This is a genomic window from Psychrobacillus sp. (assembly GCF_056205495.1).
This window is the reverse complement of the sequence record NZ_JBAEAP010000021.1, coordinates 1-10331: the sequence shown is the minus strand read 5'-3', so window position 1 is coordinate 10331 and position 10331 is coordinate 1. Positions and strand designations below refer to the sequence as shown.

Genomic DNA, 10331 nt, shown 5'->3' with positions numbered 1-10331 from the left:
GGTGCTAGGATTGGATGCCATGCCAATTTATAATGAGAACAATGAAATTATCAGATGGGAAGTATATACACATTCAGGACATGAGAAAACAGGAATGGATGTAGTAGAGTGGGCACAGCAAGCAACTGACCTTGGCGCAGGAGAGATTATTTGTACAAGTATTCATAAGGACGGTATGAAAAATGGCTATGATGTCGAGCTTATTAAACTACTATCTGAAAAAGTGAATGTGCCAATTATTGCATCTGGTGGCGCCGGTACTTTAGACCATATCGAAGAAGTATTTACGGATGGAAAAGCAGATGCTGCTTTAGTAGCCTCGATGATCCACTATGGGGACTATACTATTTCGGAGATTAAAGATTACTTATATAAGAAGGATATTAATGTGAGAATGTAGTTTTCGGAGGACCTGTTAAGGATTAATTCTTAGCAGGTCTTTTTTTGATAGAAATACATGTTAATTTTTATTATATATTTGACAATCGGTCGGTTTGTCGGCGTAATCGGTCGGTCCCGTCCAATTATCGGTCGGTTTCTGAGCAAAATCGGTCGGTTCTGCCAAATAATCGGTCGGTTATTGAGAAAAATCGGTCGGTCACATAAAAAAGCTATCCAATCATCATTGATTAGATAGCTTTAAGGCTGTGTTGGCACGAATTTATGTGAGTCTGTTTAAAATAAAAGCTTCTCTATTTAAGTATTTCCCATCCTCGTTCTTGGGCAACAGTTCGAAGTTTTTCCTCAGGCTTTACAGCTACAGGATTCCCGACTAATTCAAGGACGGGTAAATCTGAATAGCTATCTCCGTATGCGTAGCTGTTTACCCAATCTATTTCTTGGCCTTCTAGCTTTTCTAAAAGCTTTTTCGTCTTCATCACGCCATTTACATGCTCTAGTGGAGTCTTTGTATACACATAGTTATCTTTATAAATGATTTCAGTTCCGATGATCTCGGTAAATGAAATTCCTTCCGTGACACGTTCTAAAAATTGGGTATAAGCACCTGAGACTAGATAAATATGTACATTTTCTTGCTGGTGAGCATTCAATTTTTCTAAAACCTTTTTATTGAAGCTTTGCTGCATTTGCTCTTTTAATTCGTCAAAGTATTGATACATCTCATCTTGTGTTCTTCCTTCAAAAGCCTCTAAGTATAATTGCATGGACCGTTTTCTCATACTCGTAGTTGGGTAAAGCTTGAGTTTATTGGCAATATAGGGAGGGACGATGGATCTATAAAAACGTTTATATTGCGGATGATACTTTGGGTGTACCTTCAAGTGATTCATTAGCAGCTTGAATGTCTCTTCCTCATATAATGTTCCATCAAAATCAAAAATAGCAACTTGCATATCTTCACCTTTTCATTAATATGGCTTTATTTTATTATACTGGAAAAGGGTGAGGAAAGACAAAAATACTATTAAGAATAAGCGCTTTCCGTCCTTAAGGGATCAGAAAGCGCTTATTCAGGTTACTATTGCATTTTGTACATTGGACCTTGAGCAGTACCGTACGTGTTTAAAATTTGTTCCATCGTTTGTTCTTCGAAGCGAGGTACTTGGTAATACCCATGCTTGTTTTGATAAATGGAAAGCTCATAAGCCATCTCGATACAGTTAGGAATTGAATCCTGCAGGACTCTTCGCACAACCGGGTTAGTAGCCTCTAGTGCAGCAGGTACCTTACCAGCAGCAGCTGTTTTTGCAGAGGTTAACAAATAACCGGAGATCATTTCGTCATTTATCTCTGAAGCACTTTGGATAGGTTTTTTAGGTTGTGATGACGGTTTTAGACCATAAGTAAAATCATTTTGCGTTGCCATCTTATAAGATGCAGTGCGATGTGAAGGGTCTTTCCCAGTTTTAAAGCATTCCACCAGCATATTATACTCATCTAAAGCAAAAGCATATTGACGGTCTAGAATGCTTAATAATTCCTGATCCTTCACGTGTGGACGTAAAATGGTGCTCAAGTTTAATGCACCGATTGCTGCAGACAATACCTCATGTACGTCCATTAATTCGTGTGCACCATGATTAAAATGAGGTACAACCGTTTGCCCATTCATCGTTTCACTGTGATTTTGACTGTATGTGTTATCCAATCTATTCTCCTCCTCCATTAAGATGTATTGAAACATCTCGATTAGTGTGAACAGAACAAACAAAAATATGTATACACGCTCAGTTAAAAAGAAAGTGTTACAGGTGCCAGGCACCTGTAACACTTTTGAAATAAAATAATCGTGATTTTGGGGGATCACGATTATGCATGCATTTAGTTTTCGGTCGAAGCTACTAATGAGAACAGGAAGCGATACAAAAACTGGTATGTTTCTTCTATTGTATAATTCGTGTTAAATCCGTCAATATAATTTAAAGGTAGATTGACTTCCCACAGGCCATCTCCAGCAGAGAACATGACACTGTAATTCATTGCTTTTCCATCAAAGTGTTCGTTCAAATATGCTTTTAGTGCGTCTCCGTGTTTCTTTTGTACGGATAGTCCAAACATGGCTGTATACACTTCAAATACTTCATCGTACTCAAAGGCGATAGCGTCTACACTTAATGTTTCGAAATGAGGAGTCTCTAAGTACATAAATTCGTTCATTTTTTCTTTAAAATGAGTAATAGGAGTTTTTAAAAAGGCGTTAGATTCTTTTGAGATTAATTCCTCTGTTTCTTTATCGAATCTTTCAATGATAGCATTTTCAAATAGTTTGTCGCTTTCGATTACGGATATACCAGTCGCTTCTGATAAAAGTTCATTAGTTAAAGCATAGTCGTGCTCTTCTTTCGTCAGTGAGAGACTTCCTCCTGCATTTTCCGTAATTTTTTGAGTTAGCTTCTTTTTTATCATATATAATCGTTCCTTTCTTCATCTGCAATTACTTGTAAGTCGTATGCGTCAATACTAATTATAGGGTAGTTATTATTTTCTGCATAACTTTGAGCAAGTTTTTTAATAAATTTTGGTGATCCTTCATTTTCGTCATCATAAATGATTAACATTGCATCTGTATTTCTAATAAGAAATTTATTTTTTTCGATAAATTGCCACGGCGCCTCATAAGGCTTTTTTGTCACACTTGTATGAAAATCAGCAAGTGAAATAAGCCTCTTATAGTTTTCCTTCTTTTGCTCATTCCAATTTTTCTCTTGTTCCAAGAAGGGTGTAATAATAGAATATTTTAGGTGTGGGAATTCCTTCTTTAGCTCCACTACTAGCTCTGCTGCCCATGTTTCCACGCCTAGCTGTCCACTAAGAATAACCCATTCCAGTCCTTCATCAAGGAGGGCACGCATTTGATTCTCAATCGCTTTTTTTATAATAGGAACTCCAGGATGGCTATCATTAAATATCCCTAGTTCGTGTGCTTTGTATCCTGTTATTAATAGTCTTGTAATCATTTTTCAACCTTCTTTAATTTCTTATGTAGTTTGACTTTATGCTATATTTTCTCATAAACTCAAATGAATGCAAAGAAGTAAGTGTAACAGTTATATATAACTCCAACTTTATAAAATTTTGTGTAAATAAATAACCCCATTCCACGGAATGGGGCTTACAATTTTTAGCTTTTTACTACCAGAAGATGCTGGAGTTCTTTCATATTACGAACACCAGCCAAGGATATAGAAACCTTTGTCTCTTGCAGGAAATTCTCTAGGACCCTTTCTACACCTAGTTGTCCTCCAGTAGCTAGCCCCCAAACGAAGGGGCGACCGATACATACAGCAGAGGCACCAAGAGCTAGAGCCTTTACAGCATCTGAGCCTCGTCTAATACCACTGTCAAATAAAACAGGAATTCTTCCATCAATAGCTTTTACAATACCAGGAAGTGCATCAATACTTGCAATAACGCCATCCAGTTGCCGTCCACCATGGTTAGAGACAATGATGCCGTCTATTCCTAGTTCAACTGCTAGCTTGGCATCCTCTGGATGGAGGATCCCTTTAATCAAAATTGGAAGAGAAACGTGTTTCCTTAGCTCAGAAATATCATTCCAGTTCAAGGTAGGATGATATATATTCTCTAAAATACTATCAACGATAGCCTCCTGAGAATGCTCTGGTAAGGCAGCCATAAAAACAGGGTCTGAAGCATAATTACCTTGGCCAAAGCCACGCTTTAAAGGAGAGAACTGGTTTCGAATATCTTCTTCTCGCCAACCTAGCATAACCGTGTCTACTGTTAGGACAATTGCTTCATAACCGGCAGTTTCCGCGCGTTTAGCCATGCTAAATGCTATCTCTTTGTTAGATGACCAGTATAGCTGGAACCATTTAGAGCTTCCGGGAGTTGCGGCAGCAATCTCTTCAATAGAAAAGCTTGACACAGTACTTTGTATGTAAGGAAACTCATAATTAGCTGCAGCCTTTGCCACAGCAACTTCTCCATCTTCATGTGCAATTTTATTTACTCCAACTGGAGCAATGAATAGGGGGTGAGGATAAGTTTTACCAAATATGGTTACTTCGGTATTTAGTGTAGATACATCATTTAAAAATCGTGGAACGATTGAGTACTTCGAAAAACTATTTATATTTTTTCGATAGGTTTCTTCTCCACCAGCAGATGATCGAATATAACCAAAGGGACCAGCCTCTAATGTTTCTTTTGCAGCCTTCTCTAATTCGTTAAAGTCAATTGGGTACTGTTCATTATTATCTATATTACCCAATAGTAGGTCATTATTTTTAGCGTTGCTCAATGTATTCACCTCTCGTGGAGTGCTAGTTTAAAACTTTCTTAATATGAATGGATTTCTTAATTAGTCCTTTTTTAATCTTGCAGCTAGTCGGTTGCCGAGAGATTGAATGCCTTGAACTAAAATAATTAAGATCACTACTATGACATACATAACATCCGTTTCATAACGTAAATGTCCATAACGATAAGCTAAATCTCCTAAACCACCAGCGCCGACCATGCCAGCCATTGCAGTTGCTCCTATTAATCCTACCGTTGCAATCGTTAATCCTAATATGATAGATGGTCGTGCCTCTCGCAGTAGCACATGCCATATAATGTAACGTGTTTTAATCCCCATGGCTGTATAAGCTTCAATTACTCCATTTTGAACTTCCAAAAGTGCGGACTCCATCAGACGAGCGATGTAGGGCGCTGTATAGATAACTAGTGGAACGATAACACCTTTCACTCCGATTGTCGTACCTACAAGGAATTTCGTAAATGGTAGGATGAAAAATAATAGAATGATAAATGGTATAGAACGAATAACATTTATGAGAAGGTTACTTAACTGGTAAACGATTGCATTTTGTAATGCTTGCCCAGGTCTCGTTAAAACAATCAGTATACCTAAGGGAATACCGATTAGGATGGAGATTAACAAAGAAATCCCGACCATTTGGAATGTTTCTATGGTGGCTTTTCCGATTAATGGGAGCCATTGATTGGTAAATTGTTCAATCCCACTCATGAGTGCACCTCCAAGTTTTCTGTTTCAACACCGCGTTCGTTTAAAAATTGGATTGCAGACTGTACTTGGTCCGGGTCTCCGACTAAATGGATGACAATATTACCAACAATCCCATTTTTCAACTCAATGATATTGGCGGTTAATATATTAGGCTGGACTTCAAATCTTTGGCTAACCTCTGCTAATAAGGGCTTACCCGTGCTCTCACCAACGAATGTTAAACGTGTAACAGCACCCGTTACATGGAGCTGAGAAATTAGAGAAGGGGATAGATTTCGTTGACTGATTGTGCTTAAAAACTTCTTTGTAGTTGGATGCTTTGGCTTTGTAAAAAGGTTAATCGCAGTGTTTGCTTCAACAACCTCTCCTTTTTCCATTACATACACATGATCACATATTTTTTGAATGACATTCATCTCATGGGTGATTAGTAGAATAGTGATACCCAACTCTTTATTTATTTTTAATAGCAAATCCAAAATGGAATCAGTAGTTTCAGGATCCAATGCACTTGTTGCTTCATCGCTTAATAGTACTTCGGGTTCCTGTGCAAGGGCTCTTGCTATTGCGACACGTTGTTTTTGCCCTCCTGAAAGCTGGTTTGGATAGCTTTTATACTTATCAGATAAACCAACTATTTCTAAGTATTTTTCTACTCTACTTTTTACTTCTGTCTTGTCATAGCCGAGTAGCTTTAATGGAATGGCAATATTATCATAAACAGTTGCTGTTTTTAGAAGGTTAAATCCTTGAAAGATCATTCCTATTTTATTTCGTACCATACGTAGCTTCGCCGGGGGAAGGGGGGTAATGTTATTGCCGTTTATGTATACTTTTCCGGATGTTGGTTTCTCTAATAGATTGACACAGCGAATGAGCGTACTTTTCCCTGCACCGCTATAGCCTATAACTCCATGAATCTCACCTTTTTTTACGTGTATGCTTACGTTATTAACAGCCTTAACCGTACTGCTTTTACTGTTGAATTCTTTTGTAATATTTTCTAAAACTATCATGAATGATCTTCCTTTCTAAAAAAACGCCGGCAGACATAGATGCCGGCGCTTTTCTTGATATCAAGCTCCGGCGCCTTGCCCCTCGGGGTCAAATGGTCAAAACCTATTTCTGCGCAAACTCGTCGTAAAAAGAGCGTTTGCGGTAGGAAAAGAGCTGCCTCTTCACTTTTTAGCCATTTGCCTGTCGGGGCAGGGATAGGCGCCTATGCTTTTCTTGATGTCTAGCTCCGGCGCCTTGCCCCTCGGGGTCAAATAGGAAAATACTCCGGTGGCAGTGGACCTGCCTCCTCGCATTTTCCCATTTGCCTGTCGGGGCAGAGATAGGCGCCTGCGCTTTTCTTATTTACCAACCTGCTAGTGCAGAGCCTTGGAATTCTTCTTCAATAAATTCTCTAACTTCGTCTGAATGGTATGCTTTAATGAATTTTTGAATGGCAGGGTCATTTTCATTTTCCTTACGAACAACAATATGGTTAACGTATGGTGAATCTGCTGACTCTAACAAAATAGATTCTTCTCCAGGGTTAATACCAGCTTCCAAAGCATAATTGGAATTGATTGCTGCTGCATCGACTTCACTAAGCTGTTTTACTATTTGAGCAGCCTCTAATTCTATAAACTCAAGGTTTTTAGGATTTTCTTCAATGTCTTGAATAGAAGCATTTCCTTTCTTACCTTCTTTAACTTTGATAAAACCATTCACTTCTAAGATGTCTAAAGCACGTGCTCCTTGTGTCGGATCGTTTGGTAGCCCAAAAGTTGCTCCATCAGGCAATTCATCGAAGGATGAATACTTTTCAGAATAAACGCCCATTGGAAGTAAAATAGTCTCAGCAACTGGTACTAGCTCTGTATCATTATTTTCGTTGAATGAGTCAAGAAAAGGTAGAGTTTGATAACTATTTGCGTCCAAGCTTCCTTCATCAAGAGCTGTGTTTGGAAGTACGAAATCTGAAAAAGCCTTAATCTCAATTTCTAGACCGTCACGTGCTGCAACTTCCGCAACAACCTCAGTAACTTGTTCATGTGGACCTGACGTAACGCCAACTACTAATTTATTTTCATCTAATGGTCCTGATGTAGCATCATCACCACAAGCCGAGAGCAACCCTGTTAATAAAACTCCTGATAACACTAAGCTAAATTTCTTCATTGTAATTCCTCCTGAATATGTATTAATAAAAACGAATAAATATAAAAGCCTCTCTTTCAAAAGAAAGAGAGGCACACAAATATGTATTGTCCTCTCTTATCTTCCAAAACAAAATGTTTTGCAGGATTTAGCACCTTTCTATACTTTTTTAGTATAGATGGTTGCCGAGCTTCAACGGGCCAGTCCCTCAGCTACTCTTGATAAGAGATAATAATCTATTAAGTTTTTCGTTTTTACTATAGAAAAAATTTACTACACTACTCTATTGAAGTCAATAGTTATTTTAACATTTGTATAATTGTTTAGAAAAATTCAAATACAAAATTATATAAATAATTATACATAAGTGAGTGATTTGGAAATACTAAGATGTAAGCATTTAAAAGCTTTACATTTAGCTTTACACTTTATTTTTATGGTTATGTTAAAGGTAAGGGGTGATTTAAAAATGCACATAAAAAGTGATCTGGAAAATGTTTCTCCAAGCTCACTTTTTATGTGCATTTTATACTACTATTTTAATTAAGTAATGCAAGTTTTGCTTTAGATGGCGTTTCATACTTTACAGAAACTCCATTTAACATGGTATTGTTTTGTACAATATAATACCCACCACCTAGACCATACATGGGAACATATCCATCAAGTGGTTGTTTAGCTGAATACACTCGGAATTCTTCGTTAGGCATTAATTGTCGGATAGGTTCAAGACCAGGTTCGCCACCATCAACACTATTAATTACCTTAAATAAAGTAGTTTCCTTAAGGATTGTAACTTTTCCGATTTGTCCTGCTTTAAGTTCCGTTTTCCCCCACATAACTTTTGTAGAAGAATCTACTAGTAATGCAAGTTTTGCTTTAGAAGGCGTTTCATACTTCAAAGCACTGTACATATGGACAAACAATCCGTCCCCTAGACCGTATTCTCCTCCGTATAAATCTGTACGGTATGTATAGACACGATACTCTCCACCTGCTGGTAACACTTTTCCTCTAGAGCCATCCGCCTTATATGTCGCCACATCTGCGTAAAGTGTTACTTTACCAATCTGCCCTTTTTTTAATTCCGTTTTCCCCCACATAACTTGTGTAGAAGAATCTACTAGTAATGCAAGTTTTGCTTTAGAAGGCGTTTCATACTTCAAAGCACTGTACATATTGACAAACAATCCGTCCCCTAGACCGTATTCTCCTCCGTATATATCTGTACGAAATGTATAGACACGATACTCTCCACCTGCTGGTAACACCTTTCCTCTAGAGCCATCAGGCTTATATGTTGCTACATCTGCGTAAAGTGTTACTTTACCAATCTGACCTTTTTTTAATTCTGTTTTCCCCCACATAACTTGTGTAGATGAAGCTTCTGATGTGATGGAGAAGGTAAACATCGCTACTAAAGTAAATACAATCGCTATAAATATATTTTTTTTCATTTTTTACCTCCTACAATAATTAACCAATTATAACATAAAATACATTCCTGTTTTGATATAAATTAATATAGGTTTCGAGTTCATTAAACTAACCTCGAGCGTTAGTTTAAATACATTCTTTCACAAATTCTTTAATACCAACTGATTAATTTAAAAGGAGAAACTGATTTACTTGTTAAAAAAGCTGTAGCTTTTCTATTCTTTCAACCGCTTCGACGAGTCTATCCTCATCAACTAATAGCCCAACCCGAACATAACCTTCTCCATGCTTACCGAAGCCATTTCCAGCAGCGACTGCAACATCAGCTTTTTCTAAAAGAAGGTCTGCAAATTCCTCGCTAGTATAGCCGTTTGGAACTGGAAGCCAAGCAAAGAAAGAGCCTTCTGGAGCTTTTACGTTCCATCCAATTTTTCTACATGCCTCTATGAAAATATTTCTTCTTTTTTCATAGAGTGCGACTAATTCGTCCACACATTCTTGAGAGCCGTTTAAAGCCTCGGCGGCTGCAGACTGAACCGCAGGGAAGAGACTGACAAAAAGATGATCTTGCATAATATTAATAGCTTCAATAATTTTAGAGTTACCGACAGCAAAGCCTACACGCCATCCAGCCATATTATATGTTTTAGAGAGTGTATACATTTCAATACCGATTTCCTTTGCACCCTTTGCTTCTAAAAAGCTAACTGGTTTTTTTCCATTAAACCCAATACCTCCATACGCAAAGTCATGTACAACGGCTATATCATTTTCCTTCGCTAAATCTACCGTTTCTTGAAAAAATTCTAAAGTGGCAGAAGCTCCAGTGGGATTATTAGGATAATTTAAATACATTAGTTTAGCAGCTTCTTTTTGTTCTGTAGAAAGCTGCTCGTAATCTGGCAGAAAACTATTTTTCTCTAACAGTGGCATTGTTTCAAATTGGACATTGGCTAAACCAATACCTGATAAATAATCTGGATAACCAGGGTCTGGAAGAAGCATTAACTCGTTTTCATTCATCAAAGCCAAAGGCAGTTCAACCAAACCAATTTTAGTTCCAAATAAAATAGCGACTTCTGTATCAGGATCCAAATTTACGTTGTATTCGCGTGCATAAAAATCTACCGCTGCTTGCTTCAACTCGTTTATTCCTCTGAATGGAGAATACTTATGAGATTGAGGGTTTTTAGCAGCACTTGATAATGCTTTTACAATATGGTCCGGTGTGGGCTGGTCTGGATTACCTTGTCCAAGATTTATCACATCTCTTCCTTCAGCCACAGCC

Annotated in this window: 11 protein-coding genes and 1 riboswitch; of the genes, 1 reads left to right on the top strand and 10 read right to left on the bottom strand. The window is 37.8% G+C overall.

The genetic code is table 11. The features are described from left to right. Positions 1-400: HisA/HisF-related TIM barrel protein (locus AC06OU_RS00590; protein WP_475853395.1), on the top strand; the 400-nt coding region annotated here is incomplete at its 5' end. 292 nt (positions 401-692) lie between these two features. Here AC06OU_RS00590 and AC06OU_RS00585 read toward each other — a convergent pair. The 10 genes from AC06OU_RS00585 to AC06OU_RS00540 all read right to left on the bottom strand — a co-directional run. Next, positions 693-1355 carry an HAD family hydrolase gene (locus AC06OU_RS00585; protein WP_475853393.1) on the bottom strand — a complete coding sequence of 221 codons (663 nt, stop codon included), beginning with the start codon at positions 1353-1355 and terminating at the stop codon, positions 693-695. A gap of 125 nt (positions 1356-1480) precedes the next feature. After that, positions 1481-2110 (bottom strand): spore coat protein, encoded by a 630-nt coding sequence (locus AC06OU_RS00580; protein WP_475853392.1) that lies wholly within the window; start codon positions 2108-2110, stop codon positions 1481-1483. Positions 2111-2283: 173 nt separating this feature from the next. Beyond that, complete coding sequence (locus AC06OU_RS00575) at positions 2284-2868, bottom strand: branched-chain amino acid aminotransferase (protein WP_475853390.1); 585 nt, start codon at positions 2866-2868, stop codon at positions 2284-2286. Further along, positions 2865-3419 (bottom strand): SLOG family protein, encoded by a 555-nt coding sequence (locus tag AC06OU_RS00570; protein WP_475853389.1) that lies wholly within the window; start codon positions 3417-3419, stop codon positions 2865-2867. Before AC06OU_RS00570 ends, AC06OU_RS00575 begins: the two co-directional genes overlap by 4 nt. Positions 3420-3583: 164 nt before the next feature. After that, the gene (locus AC06OU_RS00565; protein ID WP_475853387.1) at positions 3584-4726 is read right to left on the bottom strand and encodes an alpha-hydroxy-acid oxidizing protein; all 1143 of its coding nucleotides are present in this window, start codon (positions 4724-4726) and stop codon (positions 3584-3586) included. Positions 4727-4786: 60 nt separating this feature from the next. After that, positions 4787-5458 carry a methionine ABC transporter permease gene (locus AC06OU_RS00560; RefSeq protein WP_475853386.1) on the bottom strand — a complete coding sequence of 224 codons (672 nt, stop codon included), beginning with the start codon at positions 5456-5458 and terminating at the stop codon, positions 4787-4789. Beyond that, positions 5455-6474 carry a methionine ABC transporter ATP-binding protein gene (locus AC06OU_RS00555; protein WP_298471744.1) on the bottom strand — a complete coding sequence of 340 codons (1020 nt, stop codon included), beginning with the start codon at positions 6472-6474 and terminating at the stop codon, positions 5455-5457. The genes AC06OU_RS00560 and AC06OU_RS00555 overlap by 4 nt, the downstream gene beginning before the upstream one ends. A 343-nt stretch (positions 6475-6817) precedes the next feature. Next, positions 6818-7627, bottom strand: a complete 810-nt coding sequence (locus AC06OU_RS00550; protein ID WP_475853384.1) for a MetQ/NlpA family ABC transporter substrate-binding protein — start codon at positions 7625-7627, stop codon at positions 6818-6820. Between the two features lie 93 nt (positions 7628-7720). After that, positions 7721-7834, bottom strand: a riboswitch (SAM riboswitch). Between the two features lie 311 nt (positions 7835-8145). Further along, positions 8146-9063: a hypothetical protein gene (locus AC06OU_RS00545; protein ID WP_475853382.1), complete on the bottom strand. Its 918-nt coding sequence runs from the start codon at positions 9061-9063 to the stop codon at positions 8146-8148. 175 nt (positions 9064-9238) lie between these two features. Further along, positions 9239-10331, bottom strand: a 1093-nt coding sequence (locus AC06OU_RS00540; RefSeq protein WP_475853381.1) for an aminotransferase class I/II-fold pyridoxal phosphate-dependent enzyme, incomplete at its 5' end; no start/stop codon positions are given.

Excerpts from the sequence above, each read along its gene's own strand:
- AC06OU_RS00585 (WP_475853393.1), bottom strand. The coding sequence starts at position 1,355 with ATGCAAGTTGCTATTTTTGATTTTGATGGAACATTATATGAGGAAGAG.
- AC06OU_RS00575 (WP_475853390.1), bottom strand. The coding sequence starts at position 2,868 with ATGATAAAAAAGAAGCTAACTCAAAAAATTACGGAAAATGCAGGAGGA.
- AC06OU_RS00570 (WP_475853389.1), bottom strand. The coding sequence starts at position 3,419 with ATGATTACAAGACTATTAATAACAGGATACAAAGCACACGAACTAGGG.
- AC06OU_RS00560 (WP_475853386.1), bottom strand. The coding sequence starts at position 5,458 with ATGAGTGGGATTGAACAATTTACCAATCAATGGCTCCCATTAATCGGA.
- AC06OU_RS00555 (WP_298471744.1), bottom strand. The coding sequence starts at position 6,474 with ATGATAGTTTTAGAAAATATTACAAAAGAATTCAACAGTAAAAGCAGT.
- AC06OU_RS00550 (WP_475853384.1), bottom strand. The coding sequence starts at position 7,627 with ATGAAGAAATTTAGCTTAGTGTTATCAGGAGTTTTATTAACAGGGTTG.
- AC06OU_RS00545 (WP_475853382.1), bottom strand. The coding sequence starts at position 9,063 with ATGAAAAAAAATATATTTATAGCGATTGTATTTACTTTAGTAGCGATG.